Origin of the sequence: Bifidobacterium sp. WK012_4_13, from assembly GCF_041080835.1 — a bacterium.
GTDB lineage: Bacteria > Actinomycetota > Actinomycetes > Actinomycetales > Bifidobacteriaceae > Bombiscardovia > Bombiscardovia fermentum.
On sequence record NZ_CP129683.1, the window covers coordinates 2,294,185 to 2,320,318 of the forward strand.

Here is a 26,134-nt window from a genome sequence, read left to right on the forward strand (position 1 = left end):
GAAGCGCAATGAGTGCAAGCGCAACTGTTGCCAGCGTATCCGCTGGGCAGACACAGGTAAATCCTGGACTGCAGAATGAAACACAAATCGTTCCAGTGGCGGCAACGGCCGAATCCAGAAAACGGACCCGCAGACCCCGTCGAACGGATCCGGGATACCGCAGGAATGCTGGGCCTTTCGCGAGATTGGCCGAACACTTCAGGCGCTATTGGCAGCTGTGGCTTATGGTCACGCCTGCAATCTGCTTCATCGGGCTCTTCGCCTATGTCCCCATGTATGGCGTTCAGCTCGCCTTCCGAGATTTCGTACCCAGCAAGGGCCTCGCAGGAGGCCCTTGGGTGGGGCTGAAGTATTTCAGGCAGTTCCTGGAATCTCCGATGTTCGGCAACATCATGAAGAACACGATTTCCATCAGTCTGTGGACCATGGTGATGGGTTTCATAGCGCCGATCATCCTCGCACTGCTCATCAACCAGATCGGCAGCAAGAAGATCAAGGGATTCGTCCAGACGATCACCTACATGCCGCATTTCATCTCGACCGTGGTGATCGTGGCGATGATCAGCATTTTCCTTACACCGGACACGGGTCTGCTGGGAAGATTCTTTGGAGACACAAGCCTGCTCGGCAATCCGGACCTGTTCACGCCGATCTATTGGATTTCCGAGGTCTGGCAGCACGTCGGCTGGAATTCGATAATCTATCTGGCGGCATTGTCAAGCGTCGACACCTCTCTCTACGAGGCGGCCAAGGTCGATGGCGCCCGCAGGATGCAGCTGATACGCTACGTCGATTTTCCAACGATCATGCCAACCTGCGGCATTCTCCTGATCCTGAACATGGGAAGCATCCTCAACGTTGGATTCGAGAAGGTTTTCCTGATGCAGAACGCCTTGAACCTATCCGCATCCGAGGTCATTTCGACCTATACCTACAAGATCGGCATCGTCTCGAATCAGTTCTCGTATTCGACGGCCATAGGTCTGTTCAACACGTTAATCAATTTCGTATTCCTCGTCATCGCCAACGCGATTTCGAAGAGGGTTTCCGAAACCAGCATCTTCTAAAGGGGAATGGATATGTCAATGGCAGCTACAAGCAAGAATACCGGTTCCAGGCAGCCGCAGAAGGTCAGCGGCGATGAGATACCTTGGAATCGCAAGCATGGTCAGAGCAAGACGATATCCGACCACGTCGCGGACATAGTCATCGGCCTCGTGGTGCTGGCGATCGTCATCGTCGTGCTCTATCCGCTCTGGTTCATAGTCATAGCGTCGTTCTCCGATCCCACGAAGGTCGCAATCGGGCAGGTCGTGGCCTTGCCGCAGGGCACGAACTTCACGGGCTACACGAGAATATTCGAGGATTCACGCATCTGGAACGGCTATCAGAACACCCTGCTCTATGCAGTCGTGGGTACGGTCCTCAACATGGTCGTCACGCTTCCGGCGGCGTTTGCGCTGTCTCGATCCGAGTTCAGGCCGAGAAGGATCATCATGTTCCTGTTCACCTTCACGATGTTCTTCGGTGGCGGGCTGATTCCAAGCTATCTGCTGTACAAGCAGATCGGCATTCTCAATTCGATGTGGGTGTTCATTCTTCCAGGAGCCGTGAGCGTCTACAATCTGATCATCGCTCGCTCATTCTTCGAGACGTCGATTCCGGAAGAGCTCCACGACGCAGCGCAGATAGACGGCATGTCATATTTCGGCTACTTCATGAGAATCGTACTGCCGCTTTCGAGCGCCATCATCGCCGTGATTGCGCTGTATTATTTCGTCGGCCATTGGAACGACTACTTCACCGGTCTGATCTATATCCGTGATTCCACGAAGGAACCGTTGCAGAACGTGCTCCAATCGATACTGCTGGCAAACCAGACCAACTCGAACACGGCGGGCATGACCGCCGTCGCCGCGCAGCGCTTCGCCGAACAGATCAAATATGGCGTGATCATCGTTTCGACCTTGCCTCTGCTCGTGATGTATCCGTTCCTGCAGAAGTACTTCAACAAGGGTGTCATGATCGGAGCGGTAAAGGGCTGATCGCCCGGAGCGCGCGCAGACGCTGGAACGACGGGCCTGTCAGGGCCGAGCGACGTGCCGCATGCGTGACGCTGGCAATGATCGATGAACTTTCCCGAATGGAAACGAGGATTGATATGCTGTCTAGATTTTCGCTGAGGTATGAGCGGATATGCCGCATGATCGTGACGATATTCGCCGTCAACGTCGCCATGGTCGCCCATACGCTGCTCGGTGCGGTTATCGTCGGATTCTTTCCCTCGATCGCGGCCGCCCACTCCACATATCGCCTGTGGCTGCTGAGCTCGGATCGAGTCTGGTCGGTGAGGAAGACATGGTCGACCTTCCATGGATTCTGGAAGGGCGAGATTCGCTCTGCCAATGAGTTTGGCTGGTCGCTGTCTGGCGTGTGGCTCCTGCTGATCGTTGACTATTGGATGGTCAATTGGCACGATATCGGCGGAACCATCGGTATCGGCATCTCGGGCGCCCTGGTCGTCATCATGGTCTTCGTCGGAATGTTTACGCTGCTGAGCTGGGTTCTGCGTTCGAACTTCAATGAATCCAACCGCTGGGCCATCAAGACGACATTGCAGATGGTCGTTGCACGACCTCTCTGCAGTCTGATAACGGCGGCACTCTTCATGCTTACGGTGTGGGCCTGGTACACATGGCCCGGGATTCTGGTCGTGTTCGGCCTGTCCGTTCCGGCATTTCTTTCGTCCATCACCGTCTTCTCATATGCGAGACTTCCTGGAATGGATATTCATGGCACGCGATTCAGCGTCGCCACGCCCAGCAACAACACGGAGGACTAATCGATGAGCTCTATAGCGCAGTCAATGCCCATCACAGAAACAATCGACGAGCAGGGCTTTCCCAGTGGCGAATACACACGCTTGGAACTTTTCGTGGAACGTCGCAATCAGGGAATCGCCGCTGGCGTCGAGCTGAGATGCGACGACTCGGAAAGTCCCGTCCGGGAGCTTCTCGACGGCGCACGCCGAAGGCGGCACGTCACCTTCGACCTGGAAAGGCACGCCAACTATTCCCTGGCTGTGAGCAATGCGCGTATCTCGATGGCATATCTTTCAGGCGGCCAAGACCTGCTGGACAGGGGAGTCAGCTACCTGACGGTATCGGCCTGCGAGCTGCGACCGAATCATGTCAGGAGTGACGGCGAAGACGGCGGGGAAGCCCCCGCTGGCGAGCTTCAGTCTCGCTCGGATCGCGAAGATCCTCGCTGGAATCCAGTCGACGTGGAGGTCGCCGAGGACCTTGGCCGATTCTATGAGGGCAATGTCAGACCCAAGGTCCATTTTGAACCATTCGAGCGTTGGATGAACGATCCCAACGGCCTGTGCCAGTTCCAGGGGCGATACCACATGTTCTACCAGCTCAATCCATACGGCTGGCAATGGGACAACATGCATTGGGGCCATGCCGCGAGCAGGGATCTGATTCACTGGGTGCATCTGCCTGTCGTGCTCTTCCCCCAGCAGGAGCTTGATGAGTCGGAGCATCTCTCCGGGGGGGCATTCTCCGGAAGCGCCGTGCCGATCGATGCTCAGGGTCGCCCCTGCGCCGGCGATGATGCCCATGCCATGCGATTCTTCCTGACAAGGCACATCGAGGAAGGGGGCGACCCCGAATCGCTGGTCGAATCGCAGACCACATGCGTAAGCTACGACGGGATAGGCGTCGAGCAGGAGCATACGGTCGTTGAGCGGCCACTCGTCGGCGGCATCGGGCATGAACTCGGAAGAGACTTTCGCGATCCGAAGGTTGAATGGCGATTCAAGGCGGAGTGTGACCAATCGAAGCCCATGACCTTGATGACTGTGGCCTCGAACCTTCCTAGGAAGGATGTGCAGGAGCAGCATTACGCATATGTCTGGGAACCGGGCTCAGATCTCAGGCGAGGATGGTTCGCGCTGGATTCCATGGATGAGGCCGGAGCGAACGCGGCAGACGACGCCCGAGTCCCCGCGCTGGCCGGATTCGTTGCGGATGACGATACGCGGCTCGACGATGCAGATGCATGGAGATACATCGGACCCATGTTCGCCGATACGGAGCATCCCGAGGCCTTCACCTATGAATGCCCCGATTTCTTCCCTCTCGATGGGCACGACGTCGCCGTTGCGGCATTGATGAAATACAGGGATGGAGGTGGAAGGTTCCAGCCGGTCGTATGGTATTCGGGTGACCTCGAGCTTCGTGGCACGGAACGCCAGCCTCGCTTCACGGCAAGGACGAGTGGCCTGTGCGATTTTGGCACGAGCTTCTATGCCGTGCAGTCATTCGGCGATGATTCAGGGCGACGCATAGCCATCGGCTGGCTTGCCGACTGGTTTGGCGTGCGCCGGGAAGGCGAGCATCGCGCAAACGGAGCCATGACGCTGCCGAGGGAACTGCACGTCCGGGATGGAAGGCTCACAAGCTATCCCGTGAGGGAAGTCTTCGACCAGTTGCTGGGAAAGGTGCTGCTGAGATCCTCGGCGCAGACCGGACAATCCTGTGGGTGCGGTGTGGCCGGACAACGCATTTCCGGCAATGCATACTATGCAAGGATCGAGCTTCCCGATGATTCGGACTTCGACATTGAGATCGCGTCCGAACCGCAACGTGGTTCCCTCCATCTCGTCAGGCAGGAGGGGATCACCCGGATAGCGACCCATGGGTCCAACACGGACTCATTGCATCTCAGCTCCGGCATCTGCGATGCAAGGACCATGGAGATATTCTATGACCGAGGCATCGCGGAGATCTTCCTCAACCACGGGGAAGCGGCAGCCGCTGTGCTCAGCGCGTGCAATGGTGAGGATGGAATGTTCCAAGCGCAGTTCGATGAGGCCATGAACGGCCAAGCGAAGGTGGAAGTCCGCGAGCTTCGTGGCATCTGGGACTGAAGAACTTCACCTGCGGCAGGCCGGCATGCCGGGACAGGCAGGTTCCGCGGGGGCGATGCCCGCGGCGTGGACCAAGTCAGCAGGTTATTGGAATGAGGTTGGCATGGATATCCTGGGTTTGGGCGGCAGCGCACTCGACACGATCAAGGTGGTCGATCATCTGCCCGTCAGAGATGGATTCTGCAGCGTGCTTTCGACGCGTCGCATGCTTGGAGGCAGCGGGACCAACGTGCTGGTCCAGGCACAGCGACTCGGAGCTCGGACTGCATCGATCTCGAAGGTCGCCGATGACGCGGACAGCGATGCGATAGTCGATTCGCTGCGACGCATCGGGGTCGATACCAGAGGGGTGATTCGGCAGCAGGGCGGTTTCGCCGCTCCGCGCTGCCTGATCTATGTGGATGGCCATGGAGAGAAGGCCCTCGTTCTCGATGGCGATGGAAGAAGGGCGCTTCCGCCGATCAGCATGGAGGAGGCGTCGTTTGACCTGATGAATGAGACTTCCGTGCTGTATCTTGACCTCAATCCCGCGGAGCTTTCGCTTGCCGCCGCCAAAATCGCGAAGGACAAGGGGAAAACCGTCGTATGCAACATGCAGGAAGACTTCGAAACGGTGCTGTCCAAGGGCATAGACCGAGAATTCCTCTATGAGCTACTCCACTACGTCGATGTCTTCGCACCATGTCAGGAAGGAGTCGGGCCCTGTGCGGGAAGCTACGAGATCGATGACGAAATCGAATTCGTGCGGAGGCACTTTTCGGGGATCATCGTCCTGACCCAGGGATCGCGTGGCGTATGCGCCGTCGATGCCTCGAATCGCAGATTCGACGTTCCCGCCTTCGACATCGATGCCAGGGACACGACCGGCGCCGGGGACTCGTTCATCGGTGCATTCATGACCGAGCACATCATAGGTGACTGTCCGATGAGACAATCCCTTGTCTTTGCATCGGCTTGCGCTGCCTTGACCTGCATGGACTATGGTGCTCTGTCCTCTCCCACGCGGGGAAGGGTGGAAGAATTCCTTGCCAGTCATGGCAACGGTATGGGAGAAGACCTTCGAACGATCGCTCATAAGGAGAATTGAAATGACATCCACTGCCCGTCTGGTGCGAAACGTGCTGCTTTCCATTGCATATGGCGATGCCATGGGAATGCCGACGGAGAATCTTACAAGGTCTCAGATTGCCGAACGATATGGTGACATCACCGAATTCAACGAGAGCCCCGATGACGTCGGGACATTCATCCGCCATCTTCCCGCCGGAACGGTCACCGACGATACCGAAAATGCGATATTCCTGTGCAACATGCTCATCGATGCCAAAGGCAGGGTCGACCCTGAGCTGTTCGTGAAATATCTGATGGACTGGCTCGACCATGATGAACGCAGCGCGGTCATGGTGGGACCGAGCACGAAGGGCGCCATCGAGGCAATCCGGCATGGCACGCCGCTGAAGGAGTCAGGCATCTGGGGAACGACGAATGGCGCCTCGATGAAGATAGCGCCGATCGGGCTCATCTCTCCCGTCGCTGACATGGAGGGGTTGATCCGCAATGTGTCGGCGATCTGCATGCCGACACACAATACCCAGGTGGCCATTCAGGGGGCATGCATCGTCGCGGCCGCTGTGAGCTATATGTTCGATAACCAGGACATCGACTGGAACGAGTACTACGGTTTCGTGCATCAGGCGGGAGCCCTGTCATCCAATCTTGGCAACCCGCTGCCCACGCCAGACATTCTCAGGCGCATAGACTATGGCCGTCACATCGCCGACAGCGCCGACGAAGATGAGTTCCGTGACCAGCTCTACGGCTTCATGGGAACGGGTCTGGAAACCATTGAGACCGTCCCGGCCGCAATAACGATCGTCTACCGCTACCGGGCGAATCTGCGTCTGTGCGTACGAACATGCGCGGGCATCGGTGGGGATACCGACACGCTCGGCGCGATCTGCGGTGGCATCTGTGGCGGATACGACTGCAATCTGACGGATGATGAGATAGATACGCTGCAAGGCGTCAATGCCATCGATTTTGGTGGCACTGCCGAAGGGATGTCGAGCATCGTCGACTCGGCAAGGGCACCGCGCGCATGATTCCACGAATTGCTCATGGTTTCACGAATTGCTCATGGTTTCACGAGTTGCGCATAGTTCCAAGAATTACGCATGGTTCCACAGGCAAGCAAGCGTTTGGCGAATTATGATTGTCCTTGGCTGGCTTACGTGTAACGTTTGACATGGATGTGGAATCGACTACTTGGCAATTTCACATGCAGCGGCCATGAGGGTGATGGCCGGATTGGCATTCGGAGAGGAAAAGCATGGCAAGTGTCACAATGAAGGAAATCGCCAAGCAGACTGGCGTATCCATCTCTTCGGTCTCACTTGTGCTCAATAACCGGGATATGGGAAGGATAAAGCCGGAAATCGCAGGCAGAATCCGGGCGGCGGCCAAGGAGATGGGGTATCAGCCAAATCGCATAGCAAGCAGCATGAGAACCAACAAGACCCGCATCCTCGGCTTCATCAGCGATGAGATCGCCACCACGCCATTTGCCGGACGCCTGATTCTCGGAGCTCAGGACGCGGCGAGAATGTTCGGCTATACCCTGCTTACCGTGAACACCAACGGCGACAAGGAGCTGGAACTCAAGGAGATCGAAACCCTGCAGCAATACGGCGTCGACGGTTTTCTCTATGCACGCATGTTCAATCAGCCCACTTCCGTTCCGGAGGTGCTTCGCAAGGATCCACTCGTGCTGGTCGATGCGACGGATGAACTCGCCAATCTGCCATCGGTGGTTCCCGACGAGATTCGCATCGGCAAGGACGTGACGGAGCGCCTGATCCAGGCGGGATGCAAACGCATCGCCTATATCGGCCTCAATGATTCGATCGCTGCCCAGACCGGACGTTTCAAGGGCTATCGCGATACCTTGGCGAAGCATCATATCGCCTATGACGAGCGTCTGGTCATCAATCCTGCGATCGGAGCCGAGGCATTTGCCGCAACCGAAACGCTGATGAAGACCCATCATCCCGACGGATTCTTCTGCTTCAACGATGCCCGTGCCTGGAGCGTGTATCAGTCTGCCGCCTGGCATGGTCTCGAAGTGGGAAAGGACATATCCGTCATCGGCGTGGACAACCATCAGGTTCTGGCAGAGACGCTGTCGCCGCATCTGACGACCGTCGAACTGCCACATTATGAGATGGGCTGCTGGGGCACCCGCAAGCTGATCTCGCTCCTCGAGGACTTCGACGTTGACGAGGTCGCACCTCCGCAGACCAATGCGGAGCTTCCCAGGCTCGACGCACTGCGAGCCAAGGTCGAATGCACGTTGATCGAGAAGGAATCGGTAGTCGGGAATGTGGGTGCCTGAGACAGGCCGCGGCCATCTTGGATAATTTCGCCACCGTGAATTTCAACCTTATGAATTTCACCACTGTGAATTTCACCCCTGTGAATTTCACCCCTATGGGTACTCTGTAACAGGTCATCGTCACAGCCATCCGATTTCTGGAAGGCGCGGACGGTGCGGGCAATGCAATGATTCATATTCAATGACTCATGCTGAATGACCAATGCTATTGGGGAAGACTACTGCCGGTGAAATCTGATAAGACGCTGATCTCAGCATCGCAAATGTCCATAATGACCATCATAACCATCGCAGGGCTTCGCGGGCTTCCCGCGATGGCGGTGCTTGGATGGCAGTCGATCATCCTGTACCTGATTCCTGCCGTGATGTTCTTCATACCCACCGCCCTGATCTCCGCCGAACTTGGCAGCACATATCAGGGCGGCGTGTACCAGTGGGTGAAGGAGGGGCTGGGGGAGCGTTGGGGTTTCACCGCCATCTGGATGCAGTGGATTCATAACGTGGTGTGGTATCCAGCACAGCTGGCATTCGTCGCAGGTGCGCTGTCTTCCATCTTCGGTCTGGGCGGTCTTTCCGATTCAGGCGCGTATGTCACGACGGTCATCATCGTGGTGTTTTGGTGGGCGATATGGCTCACGCTCAAGGGTGGCAATCTCTTCGCCCGGGTCGCCTCGGTCGCCGGACTGGTCGGAACGATCATTCCCGCAGGGCTGCTTGTGATCCTGGGGGCTGCATGGCTTCTGAGCGGCCAGCATGTGTCGTCGACGCTGACGGCCAGCTCCGCACTGCCCAACTTCACGAATGTCGCAGCAATCGCGCTCGTGGTGCAGAATGTATTGGCCTTTGGCGGGATGGAGGTCAACGCCGTCCATGCCCAGCAGATGGAGCATCCGAAAAGGTACACCAGGGTCATAGGAGTCGCCTTCGTCGGAGCGCTCGCGATTTTCATCATCCCGACATTGGTCCTTGCGATGGTGCTGCCCAAGGATGTCAATCTTTCCGACGGAACGGTCATCGCGTTCCAGACCATGTTCTCCACGTTCCATATGGGTTTCATGGGCAACGTGATGGGACTGGCCATAGTCTTCGGCGCCATCGCGTCCATCGTCAGTTGGATTTCCGGGCCGTCCCGTGGACTTTACGATGCCGCCGAAGATGGATGCCTGCCAAGCTATTTCAAGACGACGAACCGAAATGGCGCACAATCCGGCATTCTGATCATCATGGGCATAATCGTGACGCTGCTGGCGTTCCTGTACGTCATATTTCCCTCGAGCGTGTCCATGGTGTTCTCCCTGCTGATCGGCATGGCCGTCGCGCTTTACGTGATGATGTACATGCTGATGTTTGCGGCGAGCATCAACCTTCGAAGACTGCATAAGACCGGCAACGACGGATACAGGGCTCCTGCACTGTATGCCATGGCTGTCATGGGCATCGTCGCATGCATATGCGCCTTTGTGATGACTTTCATCCCAGCTGCCGGGCAATCGGGCATTCCGCAGGGAAGCTATCCCGTGATAGCGGCTGTTGTGGTGCTGTCGCTGACGATGCCCTGCATTGCGCTGTATCGTTCACCCAGGAGGCGGGCGAAAGAGAAGAGGATGCATGCGTGATCGCCAGACCGGAATGACGCAGCATGACGGCGTATGACATCGTATGACGGCGGTTCAGTGCCAGCCATTGCAGACTGCGATCCACATGCGAGGAAGCTTGTCGTGAAGCGTCTGCTGCATGGGACGAGTCGAACGTGGCATATGGACCGCCATGCTCGACTCTCCGCCTCGCCGGTATGCATGGCGAGGCGCCGCTTGGTCCTGCGCTAGTCGACCTTCGGGGCCAGGGAACGGCCTGATGAGAACCTATCCAAGGCACCGGTCTTGGATATTGCCACGAAGAGATACCAGCTCATGACCCCAGCGATGAGGACTCCACCTATCATCTCGCAGATCATATGGGTGATCCCGTAGGCGCTGAACAAGGAGACGCCCTGATATTGGAAATACAGGAGATAGAAGCCATACTCTATTGCGGTGAACAGGCCCGACAGCATGCTGACGCTGAGAGTCCAACGCCTGTAGAGGAACATGGCGAAGGCCAGTTCAGAGAACAATGCCTGGAATATTGCGGACACGAAGACGAAGCTGACGGAGAACATATTCCCAAGAAGCATCTCGACAGCGCTGCCTACCAGATTCACGAAAACCGCGGAACCTGGCTTGCGAATGATCAGAAGCGCCAGCGGTCCGGAGAAATACCAGACTGCGTGGAAGAGGCTGCCGGTTCCGGGAAGTATGGCGCGGAGCAGTGGGAACAGCCATGCGGAGACATAGTTGAATCCCCAGAAGATGAGGCCGGATGCTACGCCGATCGCTGCCGCGACTGCTATGTCAACGGGTCTCCAGGCATAATGATTGCGTATGTTTCTTGTGATGTTTGTCATGAGGATCGTCTCCAATGTTGCTGTGCGCACTGCTATGGAGGCTGCAAGATATGCGGCCACGGCATTCCTTGACCTGCGCATTCGGGCGGGAACACCGAGGAACACTCTACCGCGTGTCTGCAACGGCGCGTGCTCGCCTCAGGCGAATATGGGACGAATTGGAACGAATGTGAAACGAATCGGAACGAGCTTTCAAGTTTTTGGCACTTGGCGAAGTATCCCGCGCTATTTTTGGCTTGATGGAGCCGAGACATGCACCAATCCAAGCCGATTCATGACTTCGATACTTCACCAAGTGCCAAAAACTTGATATATGCCATCGTGGAGTGACTGTAGGATTGGTGATGGCATGTAACGAGCCCCTGAAATCATTGGAAAAGCTGAAGAATGATGATATTTTGTATTTCGGCTTCGCGGGGCGGGAGTTGGATGCGATACCTTGCAGGCTGCACGGTTCGCATCACACTGACAGGAACAGACAAGAAAGACGGAAAAGATAGCACATGGCAGAGTTCATCTACCAAATGATCAAGGCAAGAAAAGCTTTCGGAGAGCGCGTCATCCTCGATGATGTGACGCTCAGCTTCATACCGGGAGCGAAGATCGGCGTTGTCGGGCCGAACGGCATGGGAAAGTCCACCTTGCTGAAGATCATGGCAGGTCTGGATACGGTATCGAACGGGGAAGCGCAGCTTACGCCAGGGTATACCGTCGGCATATTGCAGCAGGAGCCGCCGCTCGACGAGGATAAGACCGTCGGCGAGAACATCGAGATGGCATTCGGCGGGATCAAGGCGAAGATTCGCAGATTCAACGAGATTGGCGAGGAAATGGCCAAGCCCGATGCGGATTTCGACGCGCTGATGGCAGAGATGGGCAAGCTTCAGGAAGAGATTGACGCCGCTGACGCATGGGATCTCGACAGTCAGCTCGACCAGGCGATGGATGCCTTGCAGTGCCCGGATTCAGACACGCCGGTCACCGTGCTTTCAGGTGGGGAGCGCAGACGCGTCGCACTGTGCAAGCTGCTGCTCGAAGCGCCCGATCTGCTGCTGCTCGACGAGCCGACCAACCATCTTGATGCCGAATCGATTCTGTGGCTGGAGAACTTCCTGCACTCATACAAGGGTGCGGTTCTTGCCGTGACCCACGACAGGTATTTCCTCAACAACGTCGCAGAGTGGATCTGCGAGGTCGATCGCGGCCACCTCTATCCATACAAGGGCAACTATTCGACGTACCTCGAAACCAAGGCCAAGCGTCTTGAGGTTCAGGGCGCGAAGGATGCCAAGCTGTCCCGCCGTCTGAACTCGGAGCTCGACTGGGTGCGCAGCTCGCCGAAGGCCCGTCAGGCGAAGAACAAGGCGCGTCTGGAACGCTATGAGCAGATGGAGAACGAGGCCCGCAACAACAAGAAGCTCGACTTCTCCGAGATTCAGATTCCGCCGGGGCCACGCCTGGGTTCGAAGGTTCTCGAGGCAGAGCATATCCATAAGTCATTCGGCGACCGCGTGCTGATCGACGACCTGAGCTTCACCTTGCCCCGAAACGGCATCGTCGGCGTGATCGGCCCCAACGGCGTCGGCAAGTCGACGCTGTTCAAGACGATCGTCGGTCTCGAATCCGTCACCAGCGGCAGCCTGGACATCGGCGACACGGTCAAGATCTCCTACGTGGATCAGAACCGCGAAGGCATCGACCCGGACAAGAACCTGTGGCAGGTCGTCTCGGACGGACTGGACTTCATGATGGTAGGAGGGGTCGAAGTTCCCACGCGAGCCTATGTCGCTAGCTTCGGCTTCAAGGGACCTGACCAGCAGAAGCCAGCGGGAGTGCTCTCCGGTGGTGAGCGCAACCGTCTGAACCTTGCGCTGACGCTCAAGCAGGGCGGCAATCTGCTGCTGCTCGACGAGCCCACGAACGATTTGGATGTGGAGACCTTGGAAAGCCTTGAAAACGCATTGCTCGCGTTCCCTGGCTGTGCCGTCGTCATATCCCACGATCGGTGGTTCCTTGACCGCATCTCCACGCATATCCTCGCGTGGGAGGGCAACGACGAGGATCCGGGCAACTGGTATTGGTTCGAGGGGAACTTCCAGGCCTATCAGGAGAACAAGGTCGCGCGGCTGGGCGAAGAGGCCTCGAAGCCTCACCGTCTGCACCGCAAGCTCACGCGCTGAGCGCCTCCCCCCGATGCGGGGCGAGGATGACGCAGATGCCTTGATGCGAGGTGACAGGGTGGCGAGGCACTTCCCAGGAGCGGTGTAGGAACGATGAACCGCAGCCTGGGACAGACCTCGTCACGAACTGTTCACGTTCTGAACCTGTTCGTTACATAAGGCATGCTGTTATTTACCTGGAATGTATAGACTGCAACAGATATAAGGCGGAAATGTCAAGCATCGTGTCATATCGTTGCAGGTAGAGTGTGCCGAGAACGTAAAGGGGAAGAGGATGCCATCAACTAAATCCGGAACGCCGCTAGATGATTTGGTGAGAGTGCTCAGCTTGGGGGAGCCTTCGGAATATAGAAGCCACACATACATCAATGGCGAGAGTATGTATTTCCCAACCGGGCGGGTCTATGGCGGTCAGGTCATCGCGCAGGCGGTGGTTGCGGCATCGAAGACGGTTCCCCATGGTCGGCTGCCTCACTCCATACATGGATACTTCGTTTCCGCCGGTGACATTCGGCAGGACATCCTGTTCGATGTCGAAAATCTGCGGGATGGAAAGTCATTCTCATCCCGGCGCGTGAACGCCACGCAATCGCAGGGGTCGATTCTCACTTCGATCTCGAGCTTCCAGGAGCCGAACCAGCAGGGCGTCGAGTTCGCTGATGCGATGCCCGACGACGTTCCCGATCCCGAGTCTCTGACGAGCGCGAAGGACCTGATGACCCCATTCGCGGAAAAGTCACCCTTCGCCAATTTCTATGCGACCAAATCGCCGTTCGACATTCGTCATGTCGGCGAGACCCTGCTCATGGGCGCTGACAGGAAGGCAGTCGACGCTGACTCCGGCAGACAGATGGTGTGGATGAAGGCGGATGGCAAGGCCGAGATCTCGCAGGTCCTGCATCGAGCGATGCTCGCGCTGGGATGCGATCAGATCATGATGGAGCCAGTCCTGCGCAGGGCGGGCCTGAGTCTGGTGACTCCGGGAATCTCGTATGCCTCGATCGATCATTCGATGTGGTGGTATCGGGATGTGGACATCAACTCGTGGCATCTCTACGTTCAGGACACGCCAACGGCCGCTCACGGCCGAGGCCTGAGCTATGCGAAGGTCTATTCCCAGGATGGTACGCTGGTTGGCGCAATCGCCCAGGAGGCGATGATTCGCGTCCCCGAGCAGTCCATGTGACAGAGCCGTTCATGTGATAGAGCGGTTCATGTGATAGAGCCGTTCATGTGACAGAGCCGTTCATGTGGCAGACCAGGCAGCGACGCTGAGGGCAGCCCCCGATTGAAAGGCTTATGCGTCGGCAACGTCTGTTTGAAGCAATTCGCTGTGGGTGAGCATGCGGTTGGGGTTATGGCGTATAATCTCAACAGTTCCGGTTCACGTCTGCCATAGGGGCATGGCGACCCGGTGCCTTGAACTCTAGGAGTCAATATGAAGCAGGGAATTCATCCCGAATATCATGCGGTGGAAGTCACATGCTCATGTGGCAATCACTTCATCACGCGTTCCACTGAGAAAAGCGATCACATGACCGTTGACGTGTGCGCGAAATGCCATCCGTTCTATACCGGCAAGCAGAAGATTCTCGACACCGGTGGTCGTGTCGCTCGTTTCGAAGCTCGTTACGGCAAGAGGAACAAGTAGCGTTACTGATGCCAATCCTTGGCTGGGATCGTTTGCGATGCCCGGATGGGGGTTGGCTTTTTCATTGGCTTCATCAAGCTTTCCGGGGCAGATTCTTTATCGGGCCGCCTGGATGCTGAGCGGTGGGACCAAGCCAAGAAGTGCAGAGAACGCAAGAAGTGCAGAGAACGATAGTGGAGAGGGATTCAATGGCATCCGACGAGCAATTCCCGGCAGCTCTGACGGCACTCGAGGAATATCGAGACATCGAAAGGCAGATGAGCCAGCCCGAGGTTGCCTCGAATCCGGATGCGATGCGCAAGCTTGGCAGACGGCATTCTGAACTTGGGCTGATAGTGAGTGCATACAGGAAGTATGCAAGCCTTCGTGACGACTATGCTGCCGCGAGGGAGATGGCTGACGAGGATCCGGACTTTCTGGACGAGGCCAAGGGCCTTGAGGCGCAGCTGCCGAAGGCCGAAGAGAAGCTTCGCAATGCCTTGATTCCCCGTGATCCCGATGACTCCCGTGATGTGATCATGGAGATCAAGGCGGGAACCGGTGGCGAGGAGGCCGCCCTGTTTGCGGGCGATCTGCTTCGCATGTATACGCGATACGCCGAGAAGCGCGGTTGGAAGACCGAATTGATGAGCGAGAATTCCACCGAGCTTGGCGGCGTGAAGGATGTGTCGATAGCCCTGCGTTCGAAATCGATTCAATCTCCTTTGGACGGCGTATGGGCAAGCATGAAGTATGAGGGTGGCGTTCATCGGGTTCAGCGCATACCAGTGACGGAATCCCAAGGGCGCATCCAGACATCTGCCGCAGGTGTGATCGTTTTCCCAGAGGCGGATGATGACGACGACGAGATAGACATCGACCCCAAGGACCTGAAGATCGACATCTTCATGAGCTCAGGCCCTGGCGGGCAGTCGGTGAACACGACCTATTCGGCTGTGCGCATGACCCATATTCCGACCGGCATCGTCGTGAGCATGCAGGATGAGAAATCTCAGATACAGAACAGACAGGCGGCCCTGCGCGTGCTCAAATCGCGCCTGCTCTCCATGAAGCATGAACAGGAGGCCGAGGAGGCTGCCGACATGCGTCATTCGCAGGTCCGTTCCATGGATCGTTCGGAGCGAATCCGGACCTATAACTTCCCGGAAAACCGCATCGTCGACCACCGTACGAATTACAAGGCATACAACCTTGACCAGGTGCTGGATGGGGATCTGCAGGCCGTCATCGACTCTGACATGCAGACCGACGAGGCCAAGCGTCTGGCAGGTCAGCAGCAGTAGTCTGGAACGCCTTGGATAAGACTGATCACTTGAACAATACGGCTGACTTGGATACTACGGATGGTCTGAATCTTATGGAAATCTTTAGTACGGGCGAGCAGGGCGTTGAAGACCTCATTTGTCATGCGGCCGACCGTCTGCGGGCAGGCGGCATCGATTCGCCAGAGCATGACGCCATGGTTCTGCTGGCCTTTGCGAGCTCCGACGGCGCCGAGGTAAGCGTGAACGACATTCGCACTTCAAGGATCATGGGAGTCAGTCTCCGGTCCGCGCTCGCACGCTGGCATCAGCTGGACCCTGTGGTTTCTGCGCGGTGCTCAGAGCGTTGTCTGATACGCTTTTCAGCGCTGATCGAGCGAAGAATGCACCATGAACCCTTGCAATACATCGTCGGTCATGTGCATTTCAGGTTTCTGGATGTGCTTGTGGGAGAGGGCGTGTTCATACCTCGTCAGGAAACGGAGCTCGTCGTGGAGGCCGCCCTTGAGGTCTTGCGGGAGCGCAGGTCCCAACGCCACCGCGTCGTCGACCTGTGCACCGGTTCGGGAGCGATTGCTCTGAGCATGGCAACCGAGATGCCCAAATCGGACATTCACGCCGTCGAACGTTCGAAGCGGGCAATCGCATGGACCCGCCGAAACATCAAGGCATATCGCAACCGCATCGATGAAGTCGGAAGCACGCTCGAGCTCATCGAAGGAGATGCGGCGGACGCATCCACGCTGCAGGAGCTCGATGGGCAGTGCGACCTGGTCGTCAGCAACCCTCCCTATGTCCCCGAGCGTGAGATTCCCGAACAGAGCGAAGTGCGCGATTGGGAACCCGAGCTGGCGTTATACGGGGATTCGCCTGATGGCCTGGCATTCCCGAAGCGAATCATCGAGAGGGCCGCCACCCTGCTCAAGGACGGCGGGACGCTTGTCATGGAGCATGACATCTCCCAAGGCAGTGCCCTTCGCGAGTTTGCCCTGGATAGGGGATATCAGAGAGCGCGAACCGGACAGGATCTTACCCATCGCGATCGCTTCCTGGTCGCCACGCGCTGAATTCGTTTCATTCCACGGTTCCATGGGAAACCTTGCGTAGAATTCGACAATGTAGACTGAGGGTGAACCGTTCGCGGGCTTTGGTACGGATGGTTTCGGCATATGAGAGCAGAAGCAAAGCGAGATGATAGGTGCGTATGAGTGAGATTCGTTCAATCGATGACGATTCACTGGCCTTGGCCGCAGAATGCATTCACGAGGGCAGACTGATAGTCATGCCTACGGACACGGTGTATGGCATCGCATGCGACCCCTTCAACGACATAGCGATAGATGCCTTGTTCGAGGCGAAGCGCAGGTCACGTTCCAAATCCCTGCAGGTGCTGCTTGCCAGTTCCGAGGAGATTGCCAGACTCGATCTGAGCCTGCCATATCCGCTCGATGTCCTTTCGGCATCCCTGCTTCCAGGTGCGTTCTCGCCAATATGCATTGCGAGTGCGGATACGCAGCTGCAGACCATCAAGGTCGAACCGACGGTCAGAACGCAGGCAATACGCGTTCCCGATGCGGATGGCACCCGTCGCATTCTTGCTGCAACAGGGCCTCTGGCCGCTTCGAGCGCGAACGTCTCGGGTATGCAAAGCGCTCAGAATGTCCAGGAGGCGATGGAGCAGCTTGGCGACAGCGTTGCGCTGTACCTCGATGCGGGCCCGACTCCCGGTCCCGTCGCGAGCACGGTCGTCGCGGCCTCGTCAACGGGCAAGGATGGCATCGCGATACTCAGGCAAGGGGTCATCCCTGAGTCCCAGCTACGGGACATCATTCATGCCAACGCCAGTCTGCTTGGCAGTCATGCCTTCCATAGACCAGGAGCAAGCGGCTCGGCGGAAACCAGCGCATGAGAGTCTACCTTTTCATTGCCGCGATTGCGGGAGGGGTCACTTGGCTGGTGACCCCTCTTGTTCGTCACCTTGCAATACGAATCGGGGCCGTCGGCGAAGTGCGCGCACGTGACATCCATACCGTTCCGACGCCTCGCATGGGCGGTGTCGGCATGCTGATCGGGTTCGCTGTCGCGACTGCGTATGCAAGCACCTTCCCATTCATCAACGGGCTGTTCGCATCCAGCAATCAGGCGTGGTTCATTCTCTTCGGAGCGTTCCTCATCTGCATGCTGGGTGTGGCCGACGATCTGTGGGATCTCGACTGGATGCTGAAGCTGTCCGGTCAGCTGCTGATATCGGTGTTGGTCTCGTGGGGAGGAATTCAGATCATCTCCCTGCCCCTTGGCTCCCTGGTGACGGCCTCGCCGAGCCTTTCCATGGCGATCACGGCATTCCTGCTCGTCGCGTCCATCAACGCTGTCAATTTCGTGGACGGACTCGATGGCCTTGCGGCTGGAATCGTGGCGATAGGCGGCATAGCCTTTGCGATCTATTCGTATATCCTCGCCAGAACGTCGCCGAGCTATGCTTCGATGGCAACGCTTATCGATGTCATGCTCGTGGGAGTGTGCATCGGCTTCATCCTTCATAATTGGCATCCTGCGAAGCTGTTCATGGGAGATTCAGGTTCCATGCTGCTGGGCTATCTGATTACCTGCGCGTCTATCGTGATGACGGGGCGTCTCGATCCTGTCTCAGTGCACGCAAGCATATATCTGCCGGTCTTCATGCCGATACTGCTGCCGCTGCTGGTCCTGTTCCTGCCCGTGCTCGACATGTTCCTTGCAATCGTGCGGCGGCTCAGTCACGGTCAGTCGCCGACCCATCCGGATCGGATGCACCTGCATCATCGCATGATTCGCATAGGTCATTCGGTGCGTTCTGCAGTGCTGATTCTGTGGGGATGGGCCGGACTCATCTCCTTCGGTTCCATCATGATTCTCTTCTTCAAGGCCCAGTACGTAGCGATTGGATTTGTCGTAGCGGCGATCGTGCTGACGATTGCGACCTTGTATCCGTATTACCGCCGCAGAATTCCTGAGATCCGCGAGGAGAATGCCGCTCTTGCAGCGGCCCGCCGAAAGGGGAAGGCCTTCGAGGACGAACGAAGGAAGCCGAAGCAATAGAATGGCTCGAGATGCAAGTTTTTGGCACTTCGCGAAGTAGAAAGTCGGGAAAACGGCATGATGCCGTCCGCAGCTGCAACGATTTCACCGGTCTGTACTTCGGCAAGTGCCAAAAACTTGCATCTTCGTGGCTGGCATGCGAGCAGCATGGCGATGAAGGCCAGCGAAGGAACTTTTCTTTTAATGCAGTTAACCATTGCAATGACTCAGGTTTCGATATCAGCGAAGCGAATGTGTCGTCAAGGTCAGTATCCGAATATACAGTACTGTTATGGCTACATTGACTGAACAGAATTCAGAATCCCGCTATACTCCAGTTCCACCATTGTTCGAGAAGCTTGGACTTGCATATGATGATGTGCTCATCCTCCCCAACGAATCGGATGTGATACCTTCCGAGGTAGACACGACAACGCATCTCACCAAGGGAATCACGATGAAATCCCCGGTGCTGTCCGCTGCCATGGACACCGTCACCGAAGCCCAGATGGCCATCTCGATGGCCCGAAACGGTGGCATTGGGGTGCTCCACCGCAACCTGAGCATCGAGGACCAGGCAAATCAGGTCGATATCGTGAAGCGCAGCGAATCCGGCATGATCTCCGATCCTTTGACCGTCACGCCTGACGCGACGCTCACCGACCTTGACAAGCTCTGCGCCGCATACCATGTTTCCGGACTTCCGGTCGTGGACAGCGAGGATCGTCTCGTCGGCATCATCACGAATCGTGACATGCGCTTCGTGAACCCATCGGACTACGACACATTGAAGGTCCGCGATGTGATGACCAAGGAGAACCTGATCACCGGGCCCTCGAACATCACCCGTGAGGACGCTCACAAGCTGCTGGCCCAGCACAAGGTCGAGAAGCTTCCACTGCTCGATGGCGAAGGCAAGCTTGCAGGTCTGATAACCGTCAAGGACTTCGTCAAGACGGAGCAGTATCCAAACGCCACCAAGGACGAGCAGGGCAGACTGCGTGTCGCCGCCGGTGTGGGTTTCTTCGGAGATGCGTGGCAGCGTTCGACCGCCTTGGTCGATGCGGGCGTCGACGTTCTGGTCGTTGACACCGCGCACGGTCATGCAAAGCTGATGCTCGACATGATCAAGCGCATCAAAAGCGATCGCGCCTTCGATGGCGTGCAGATCATCGGCGGCAACGTCGCGACTCGAGAGGGTGCTCAGGCGCTGATTGATGCCGGAGTCGACGCCGTGAAGGTCGGCGTTGGTCCCGGTTCCATATGCACGACGCGCATCGTCGCAGGCGTCGGTGTTCCACAACTCACCGCCGTCTATGATTCCAGTCTCGCATGCAAGCCGGCAGGCATTCCTCTCGTCGCTGACGGTGGAATCCACTATTCCGGTGACATCGCCAAGGCGATCGTCGCCGGCGCAGACACGGTGATGCTCGGTGGGCTGCTCGCCGGAACGGAGGAGGCTCCTGGCGAGAAGGTGCTGCTGCACGGCAAGCAATACAAGATCTACCGCGGCATGGGTTCTCTCGGCGCGATGGCTCCGCGTGGCAAGAAGAGCTATTCGAAGGACCGCTACTTCCAGGCTGATGTGACCAGCAACGACAAGGTCGTTCCAGAAGGCGTCGAAGGCGAAGTCCCATATCGCGGCCCGCTGAACTATGTGCTCTACGAACTCGTCGGCGGCCTGCATCAGACGATGTTCTACACAGGCGCGCATGACATTGCCGAGCTGCAGAAGAAGGGCAAGTTCATTCGCATCACCGACGCAGGCCTGCGCGAATCGCATCCGCACGACATCGTGATGACGAAGGAAGCCCCGAACTACACTGGCTTCCATAACTGATTGCCAGGATTCCTCTGCCTGATCTGACGGCTGTCCCTCAGCAGGGTCGTTCCAGACAGTCGGTGGGAACGTATGTGCGGCATATGCACTGACCAGATCCCGAATGAGCGCGCTTCGCTCATTCGGGATCTCTTATATGGGGCAGCGGATGATTCGTCCCCATTCCGATATAGTCTAGAGAGTTCGGCATTCTGCGCCGACGAGGAACGAAAGGTGGAAGTTATGGGGAGCAAGGACGATACGACCTTCAGCTCAGAGGAATCGCGAATGATATGGATCGATTGCGAGATGACAGGTCTTGACATCTTCCATGACGAGCTGTGCGAGGTGTCGGTCGTTCCTACCGACTTCGACATGCATGTGCTCGATGAAGGCATCGACCTGGTCATCAAGCCGTCGGATGAGGCGCTTGCCCAGATGAACGACTTCGTCCGCCATATGCACACCTCCTCCGGTCTCATCGAGGAGATGAAGCGGGGCCTGGCCCTTGCTGACGCGCAGCGACAGATCATCGACTACGTGAAGCCATTCCTTCCCAAGAGCGGGAAGGCCCATCTTGCCGGCAATTCGGTTGGTTCGGACAAGAAGTTCCTTGATCGTTTCATGCCTGACCTCATGTCACTGCTGCATTACCGCGTGATTGACGTGAGTACGCTGAAGGAGCTCTCCCGCCGGTGGTATCCCAATGTCTATCTCAACAAGCCAGAGAAGCACGGGGGACATCGAGCACTTGCCGACATCATCGAGTCGATGGACGAACTGCGCTACTACCGCAAGATGTTCTTCGCTCCGACGCCAGGAGCGTCGGACGAAGAGGCGAAGGCAGGAGCGGCTGCAATCGAAAGCACCAGTCTGCTGCGCACATATGAGGATCAGGGGGCTCCCGTCGAAGATTCTTCGACGCCGGAAAAGCTCGATTACTGAGTCTTTTGGCATTTCGCAGAGTTTTTGAGCATTTCGCAGTCGGGATTGCAAGTTTTGGGGACTTGCCAAAGTAGACAAAGCCGATTTTTGGCGAAACGTCGTTGCATATCCGCAGCAAATCGAGCCTGCTACTTCGGCAAGTCCCCAAAACTTGCAATCCCGACGATCCAGGACGGATTTCCGCCCATGGATCCTTCCATTTGTATGATCCGAGTGAAACGATGGGGCCATGTTCCAAAAAGAAGCTTCAGCCATCCTGAATGCGGGTGCCAACGTCTTCATCACCGGCGCTCCGGGCGCTGGCAAGACCTTTGTGCTGAACGAGTTCATCAGCCGCAAGCGGGCGGAGGGCGCATCGGTGGCGGTGACCGCCTCGACCGGAATCGCATCGACGCATGTCAACGGGCAGACGATCCACTCGTGGAGCGGCGTCGGAGTTTCGAAGATAATGACGGCAGAGCTGCTGAAAAGAATCAGAAGCAGGCGTAAGCGCAAGATCGAGTCGACAGACATTCTGGTGATCGATGAGGTCTCGATGATGCATGCGTGGCTGTTCGATATGGTAGATCAGGTATGTCGGGCGCTGCGCAACAATCCGGAGCCATTCGGCGGCTTGCAGGTGGTTCTTTCGGGAGATTTCTTCCAGCTTCCACCTGTCACCCGTTCGCGACGCGACTCCGATGCGATCATGCCCGACGAACTGCTGCTCACCTCTCGTCAGGAATATGCACGTCTTGGCAAGGATTCAGACGGATTCGTGACCGAATCGCTCGTCTGGCCCGCATTGAACCCTGTGATCTGCTACCTCACGGAGCAGCACCGTCAGGACGATGGTCAGCTGCTTACTGTTTTGACGGACATACGCGACGGTTCGGTCAGCCAGCAGGACCACGATGTCCTGGCCGACAGGCTAGGCAAGACACCCGATTCCTCGCAGGTCGCGGTAAATCTGTTTCCGGTGAACCGCCAGGCGGATGCACTCAACGACATGCGTCTTGCACAGATCATGCTAGATGCGCACGAGTTCCATGCGGAATCGGCAGGGTCCGCCCAGCTTGTCGAACGGCTGAAGAAGAACATGCTCGCACCGGAGCGACTGGTGCTGAAGCAGGGCGCCAATGTCATGGCGCTCAGAAATGACCCGGACCGTCAATACGTGAATGGTTCGATCGGCACCGTCCAAGGCTTTGCCAAGGAAAACAAGGGTGGCTGGCCGGTCGTGGAATTCGAGAACGGCAACACGGTCACGATGAGGCCAGCGTCGTGGGAGATGATGGATGGAGAGACCGTGCTCGCCTCGGTCAGCCAGGTCCCGCTTCGATGCGCCTGGGCCATCACGATTCACAAGTCCCAGGGGATGACGCTCGACAGGGCCGTGATGGATCTGCGAAGGACATTCGCGCCGGGCATGGGATATGTCGCCCTTTCGAGGGTCGAAGCCCTTGACGGGCTGTATCTGCGTGGCATCAGCGAGCATGCATTCCTGGTATCGCCCGAGGCGGTGGCGCTCGATTCGGTGCTGCGCCAGGATTCGAAGGCGGCATCGGCGAAGCTGTCGGACGAGGGTGCTCGCTCGTTCGCCATCGAACCGGCGATTGACGAGTTCGATGATGCCCTGTCCGAGGAATCGGCAGATGGCTTCTCACAGAATGCGCTGTTCTAGGCTCCGGCCATGGGCGTGACGGACCGGCTATGTCCCTCAATGTGAATAATCTTGTGGTTCATGAGTTCTCAAGCGCTTCGCATGTCATCACTGTTCCTTCGCACACTGCGTGAAGACCCCGCGGATGCCGATGTTGATTCGGCAAAACTTCTGGTCCGTGCAGGCTACATTCGCAAGACGTCTCCCGGAATATATGCCTGGCTTCCGCTTGGATTGCGTGTGCTTGGCAAGGTCGAGGCCATCGTTCGTGAGGAAATGGGCTCTATCGGTGCGCAGGAGGTGCATCTTCCCGCACTGCTGCCCAAGGCTCCATATGAGGCGACGCATCGATGGGAGGAGTATGGCGACAATATCTTCAGGCTGAAGGATCGCCATGAGGCGGACTACCTCCTTGCTCCCACCCACGAGGAAATGTTCACGCTGCTGGTGAAGGACATGTATTCCTCATACAAGGATCTTCCCGTGAACCTCTATCAGATTCAGACCAAGTATCGCGACGAGTTCCGTCCGCGTGCGGGACTGATCCGAGGCCGTGAATTCATCATGAAGGACGGATATTCCTTCACCATCGATGAGGAAGGTCTGAAGACCTGCTACAAGGATGAGCGCGATGCCTATCAGCGAGTCTTCGATCGGCTCGGTGTGAAGTATGTCATCGTGCATGCCGTATCCGGCCCCATGGGAGGTTCGCAGTCCGAGGAGTTCCTGGCTCCGCTGGCGATTGGCGAAGACACCTTCGCCCAGGCCCCGTCAGGCAAGGCTTGGAATGTGGAGGCACTGACCACACCCGAAGTCGATGATATCGATTGTTCCGCGACTCCCGAAATGGAGGCGCTTTCAACACCGGATTCCTCGACGATCGAGTCCCTGGTAAGTCAGGCGAACGCGCTTCATCCTCGTGAGGATGGCCGTGCGTGGACCGCTGCGGATACGCTGAAGAATCTGCTCATTGCCGTCAAGCATGCCGAGGACAAGGACCATGACCGGCCATGGCGTGAATTGGTCGCGATCGGCGTGCCGGGAGACCGTCAGGTCGACATGAAGCGGCTCGAAGCACAGTTCGCACCAGCGGAGATCGAAGAGGCCACCGCCGACGATCTCAGGAGCCATCCCGAACTGGTGAAGGGATACATCGGTCCGAGGTCACTTGGCCCTCAGACGGAGCGGGAAGGGGCCGAGGATCCGATCACCTATCTTCTCGACCGCCATGTCGCCCGTGGCTCCGCGTGGATCACCGGTGCGGATGTCGAGGGAACCCATGTGTTCAACGCGGTATATGGCCGTGACTTCGAGGCGAACGGAAGGGTCGAGGCCGTCGAGGTCCGCCACGGCGACATGAGCCCGGATGGTTCCGGTCCTTTGAGCTTCGAGCGTGGAGTCGAGATTGGACAGGTCTTCCAGCTTGGGCTGAAGTACTCGAATGCATTGGACCTGAAGGTACTGAATGAGAATGGCAAGGCGGTTCCCGTATGGATGGGCTGCTACGGCATCGGCGTGTCACGTGTGCTTGCATGCATTGCGGAAAGTCACCACGACGACCGCGGTCTGGCCTGGCCCGTTGCGGTTGCTCCTGCTCAGGTCCATGTGCTGGCCACAGGCAAGGACCCGAAGGTGTTCGAGGCAGCGGAGAAGCTTGTCGGCGAGCTCGAACGTCAAGGGGTCGAGGTGATCTTTGATGACCGTCCGAAGGTCTCTCCTGGCGTGAAGTTCAAGGACAGCGAATTGCTCGGCGTCCCTGTCGTCGCCATCGCTGGAAGGGATACTGCCAGCAATGGAACGATTGAGATCCGCGACCGTGACGGTTCGAACTCGCAGTCGGTTCCTGCCGCCGATGCCGCGAAGGCGATCGCCGACCGCGTGGCGACTCTGGTCTGATCGCAGGGCGGCTTCTAGCTCGCAATTCGTGCATTCGCCGATCTTTCAAGATGCGTTCAGCGCATTTCGATGGTGACAAATGTGGTCGAATATGGTGTGGATCCCTCAGTATCTTGGGATTTCGCCATATTCGACCACATTTCCGTCTCTGCTGTATTCCCTGTTTCGGGATTGACATAGTGGTCATACCGCGGTTCGAGAAACCACGGCGGCAATAGATCGGGCCACAGAGCCCAGGCAACTTTGAGGAAGGAATCATTATGGCGTCGCAACAGGGAACGATCACGATCACTGGATTCGTTGCTACGGAACCATTGAGACTTGGACGGGAGGAAAGCAATCCCGTCTGCACCTTTCGCATGGCTTCGACTCGGGGATATTTCCATGTGAGAAGAAATCAGTGGGAAGAACGTGCCACCACATGGATGACGGTGAAAGCGTATAAGTCGCTCGCGGCGAATGTGCTCGATTCCATTCACAAAGGCCAGCCAGTCATGGTGAACGGTGTGCTCGAAACAGAGGAATGGACCGACAGACATGGCGACCATCAGTCTGCCGTGATCATCGAGGCTTCTTGCATCGGGCACCATCTTGGATTGGGAGTGAGCTCATTCACCCGCAGAAAATCGCGTGTCGCCCTACCCGATGATCACCATGATGAGCCGCACACTGCAGATGCACAGAAAGTCGCTCGCACGCTGACACGCCAGAGCGCGCCATACAGTGCATCGCCCAAAACCGAGTACCATCCCTTTGCCACGCAGCAGCCCACGATTCCTCCTGCCGCAGCACAGAAAACTCTCCAACCCGCATAGGTCACACCGAAAGCCTCTTCTAACCAGATGGCTGAGAAGCGCACGCAACATTGCATGATGAATCAGCCAGGCAGATTGCTCAAAAGATCGCCAGAAA

Annotated in this window: 21 protein-coding genes; 20 read left to right on the top strand and 1 reads right to left on the bottom strand. The window is 57.2% G+C overall.

Annotated elements, in window-relative coordinates; genetic code table 11:
- Positions 1-8 precede the first annotated feature (8 nt).
- The 8 genes from QN062_RS09305 (at position 9) to QN062_RS09340 (ending at position 9,943) form a co-directional block, all read left to right on the top strand.
- Positions 9-1,067, top strand: a complete 1,059-nt coding sequence (locus QN062_RS09305; protein WP_369341521.1) for an ABC transporter permease — start codon at positions 9-11, stop codon at positions 1,065-1,067.
- Between the two features lie 18 nt (positions 1,068-1,085).
- Complete coding sequence (locus QN062_RS09310; protein WP_369341522.1) at positions 1,086-2,045, top strand: carbohydrate ABC transporter permease; 960 nt, start codon at positions 1,086-1,088, stop codon at positions 2,043-2,045.
- A 116-nt stretch (positions 2,046-2,161) separates the two neighbouring features.
- Positions 2,162-2,842 (top strand): YesL family protein, encoded by a 681-nt coding sequence (locus QN062_RS09315; RefSeq protein ID WP_369341523.1) that lies wholly within the window; start codon positions 2,162-2,164, stop codon positions 2,840-2,842.
- 3 nt (positions 2,843-2,845) lie between these two features.
- Positions 2,846-4,936 (top strand): glycoside hydrolase family 32 protein, encoded by a 2,091-nt coding sequence (locus QN062_RS09320; RefSeq protein WP_369341524.1) that lies wholly within the window; start codon positions 2,846-2,848, stop codon positions 4,934-4,936.
- A gap of 103 nt (positions 4,937-5,039) precedes the next feature.
- Complete coding sequence (locus QN062_RS09325; protein WP_369341525.1) at positions 5,040-6,023, top strand: carbohydrate kinase family protein; 984 nt, start codon at positions 5,040-5,042, stop codon at positions 6,021-6,023.
- Between the two features lies 1 nt (position 6,024).
- The gene (locus QN062_RS09330) at positions 6,025-7,038 is read left to right on the top strand and encodes an ADP-ribosylglycohydrolase family protein (protein ID WP_369341526.1); all 1,014 of its coding nucleotides are present in this window, start codon (positions 6,025-6,027) and stop codon (positions 7,036-7,038) included.
- A gap of 242 nt (positions 7,039-7,280) precedes the next feature.
- The gene (locus QN062_RS09335) at positions 7,281-8,327 is read left to right on the top strand and encodes a LacI family DNA-binding transcriptional regulator (RefSeq protein WP_369342595.1); all 1,047 of its coding nucleotides are present in this window, start codon (positions 7,281-7,283) and stop codon (positions 8,325-8,327) included.
- A gap of 227 nt (positions 8,328-8,554) precedes the next feature.
- Positions 8,555-9,943: an amino acid permease gene (locus QN062_RS09340; RefSeq protein ID WP_369341527.1), complete on the top strand. Its 1,389-nt coding sequence runs from the start codon at positions 8,555-8,557 to the stop codon at positions 9,941-9,943.
- 206 nt (positions 9,944-10,149) lie between these two features.
- Here the strand turns inward: QN062_RS09340 and QN062_RS09345 are convergent, their stop codons facing one another.
- Positions 10,150-10,770 (bottom strand): ECF transporter S component, encoded by a 621-nt coding sequence (locus QN062_RS09345; protein ID WP_369341528.1) that lies wholly within the window; start codon positions 10,768-10,770, stop codon positions 10,150-10,152.
- A gap of 503 nt (positions 10,771-11,273) precedes the next feature.
- On the opposite strand from QN062_RS09345, the gene ettA reads away from it, so the two are divergent.
- The 12 genes from ettA to QN062_RS09405 all read left to right on the top strand — a co-directional run bounded on the left by ettA (position 11,274) and on the right by QN062_RS09405 (position 26,037).
- Positions 11,274-12,950 carry an energy-dependent translational throttle protein EttA gene (ettA, locus tag QN062_RS09350; RefSeq protein WP_369341529.1) on the top strand — a complete coding sequence of 559 codons (1,677 nt, stop codon included), beginning with the start codon at positions 11,274-11,276 and terminating at the stop codon, positions 12,948-12,950.
- A 274-nt stretch (positions 12,951-13,224) separates the two neighbouring features.
- Positions 13,225-14,136, top strand: a complete 912-nt coding sequence (locus QN062_RS09355) for an acyl-CoA thioesterase (protein ID WP_369341530.1) — start codon at positions 13,225-13,227, stop codon at positions 14,134-14,136.
- Positions 14,137-14,388: 252 nt separating this feature from the next.
- Positions 14,389-14,601 carry a 50S ribosomal protein L31 gene (gene rpmE, locus QN062_RS09360; RefSeq protein WP_369341531.1) on the top strand — a complete coding sequence of 71 codons (213 nt, stop codon included), beginning with the start codon at positions 14,389-14,391 and terminating at the stop codon, positions 14,599-14,601.
- 188 nt (positions 14,602-14,789) lie between these two features.
- A complete protein-coding gene (gene prfA, locus QN062_RS09365; protein WP_369341532.1) occupies positions 14,790-15,884 on the top strand; it encodes a peptide chain release factor 1 in 1,095 nt (364 codons plus the stop codon).
- Positions 15,885-15,958: 74 nt separating this feature from the next.
- Positions 15,959-16,930, top strand: coding sequence for a peptide chain release factor N(5)-glutamine methyltransferase (gene prmC, locus QN062_RS09370; RefSeq protein WP_369341533.1), 972 nt, complete (start codon positions 15,959-15,961; stop codon positions 16,928-16,930).
- A 137-nt stretch (positions 16,931-17,067) separates the two neighbouring features.
- Positions 17,068-17,772 carry an L-threonylcarbamoyladenylate synthase gene (locus QN062_RS09375; RefSeq protein ID WP_369341534.1) on the top strand — a complete coding sequence of 235 codons (705 nt, stop codon included), beginning with the start codon at positions 17,068-17,070 and terminating at the stop codon, positions 17,770-17,772.
- A complete protein-coding gene (locus QN062_RS09380; protein ID WP_369341535.1) occupies positions 17,769-18,941 on the top strand; it encodes an MraY family glycosyltransferase in 1,173 nt (390 codons plus the stop codon). Before QN062_RS09375 ends, QN062_RS09380 begins: the two co-directional genes overlap by 4 nt.
- Positions 18,942-19,212: 271 nt before the next feature.
- Complete coding sequence (gene guaB, locus QN062_RS09385; RefSeq protein WP_369341536.1) at positions 19,213-20,760, top strand: IMP dehydrogenase; 1,548 nt, start codon at positions 19,213-19,215, stop codon at positions 20,758-20,760.
- A gap of 222 nt (positions 20,761-20,982) precedes the next feature.
- Complete coding sequence (gene orn / locus QN062_RS09390) at positions 20,983-21,684, top strand: oligoribonuclease (protein WP_369341537.1); 702 nt, start codon at positions 20,983-20,985, stop codon at positions 21,682-21,684.
- A 229-nt stretch (positions 21,685-21,913) separates the two neighbouring features.
- Entirely contained in the window at positions 21,914-23,347 is a 1,434-nt protein-coding gene (locus QN062_RS09395; RefSeq protein ID WP_369341538.1) for a DEAD/DEAH box helicase, read from the top strand.
- A 60-nt stretch (positions 23,348-23,407) separates the two neighbouring features.
- A complete protein-coding gene (locus QN062_RS09400; protein ID WP_369341539.1) occupies positions 23,408-25,222 on the top strand; it encodes a proline--tRNA ligase in 1,815 nt (604 codons plus the stop codon).
- Positions 25,223-25,482: 260 nt separating this feature from the next.
- Positions 25,483-26,037: a single-stranded DNA-binding protein gene (locus tag QN062_RS09405; protein WP_369341540.1), complete on the top strand. Its 555-nt coding sequence runs from the start codon at positions 25,483-25,485 to the stop codon at positions 26,035-26,037.
- The last annotated feature ends 97 nt before the right edge of the window (positions 26,038-26,134 follow it).

Excerpts from the sequence above, each read along its gene's own strand:
- QN062_RS09375 (WP_369341534.1), top strand. The coding sequence starts at position 17,068 with ATGAGTGAGATTCGTTCAATCGATGACGATTCACTGGCCTTGGCCGCA.
- ettA (WP_369341529.1), top strand. The coding sequence starts at position 11,274 with ATGGCAGAGTTCATCTACCAAATGATCAAGGCAAGAAAAGCTTTCGGA.
- orn (WP_369341537.1), top strand. The coding sequence starts at position 20,983 with ATGGGGAGCAAGGACGATACGACCTTCAGCTCAGAGGAATCGCGAATG.
- QN062_RS09330 (WP_369341526.1), top strand. The coding sequence starts at position 6,025 with ATGACATCCACTGCCCGTCTGGTGCGAAACGTGCTGCTTTCCATTGCA.
- QN062_RS09345 (WP_369341528.1), bottom strand. The coding sequence starts at position 10,770 with ATGACAAACATCACAAGAAACATACGCAATCATTATGCCTGGAGACCC.
- QN062_RS09395 (WP_369341538.1), top strand. The coding sequence starts at position 21,914 with ATGTTCCAAAAAGAAGCTTCAGCCATCCTGAATGCGGGTGCCAACGTC.
- QN062_RS09320 (WP_369341524.1), top strand. The coding sequence starts at position 2,846 with ATGAGCTCTATAGCGCAGTCAATGCCCATCACAGAAACAATCGACGAG.
- QN062_RS09405 (WP_369341540.1), top strand. The coding sequence starts at position 25,483 with ATGGCGTCGCAACAGGGAACGATCACGATCACTGGATTCGTTGCTACG.
- QN062_RS09380 (WP_369341535.1), top strand. The coding sequence starts at position 17,769 with ATGAGAGTCTACCTTTTCATTGCCGCGATTGCGGGAGGGGTCACTTGG.
- QN062_RS09310 (WP_369341522.1), top strand. The coding sequence starts at position 1,086 with ATGGCAGCTACAAGCAAGAATACCGGTTCCAGGCAGCCGCAGAAGGTC.
- QN062_RS09335 (WP_369342595.1), top strand. The coding sequence starts at position 7,281 with ATGAAGGAAATCGCCAAGCAGACTGGCGTATCCATCTCTTCGGTCTCA.
- rpmE (WP_369341531.1), top strand. The coding sequence starts at position 14,389 with ATGAAGCAGGGAATTCATCCCGAATATCATGCGGTGGAAGTCACATGC.
- QN062_RS09400 (WP_369341539.1), top strand. The coding sequence starts at position 23,408 with ATGAGTTCTCAAGCGCTTCGCATGTCATCACTGTTCCTTCGCACACTG.
- prmC (WP_369341533.1), top strand. The coding sequence starts at position 15,959 with ATGGAAATCTTTAGTACGGGCGAGCAGGGCGTTGAAGACCTCATTTGT.
- prfA (WP_369341532.1), top strand. The coding sequence starts at position 14,790 with ATGGCATCCGACGAGCAATTCCCGGCAGCTCTGACGGCACTCGAGGAA.
- QN062_RS09325 (WP_369341525.1), top strand. The coding sequence starts at position 5,040 with ATGGATATCCTGGGTTTGGGCGGCAGCGCACTCGACACGATCAAGGTG.
- QN062_RS09305 (WP_369341521.1), top strand. The coding sequence starts at position 9 with ATGAGTGCAAGCGCAACTGTTGCCAGCGTATCCGCTGGGCAGACACAG.
- guaB (WP_369341536.1), top strand. The coding sequence starts at position 19,213 with ATGGCTACATTGACTGAACAGAATTCAGAATCCCGCTATACTCCAGTT.
- QN062_RS09355 (WP_369341530.1), top strand. The coding sequence starts at position 13,225 with ATGCCATCAACTAAATCCGGAACGCCGCTAGATGATTTGGTGAGAGTG.
- QN062_RS09315 (WP_369341523.1), top strand. The coding sequence starts at position 2,162 with ATGCTGTCTAGATTTTCGCTGAGGTATGAGCGGATATGCCGCATGATC.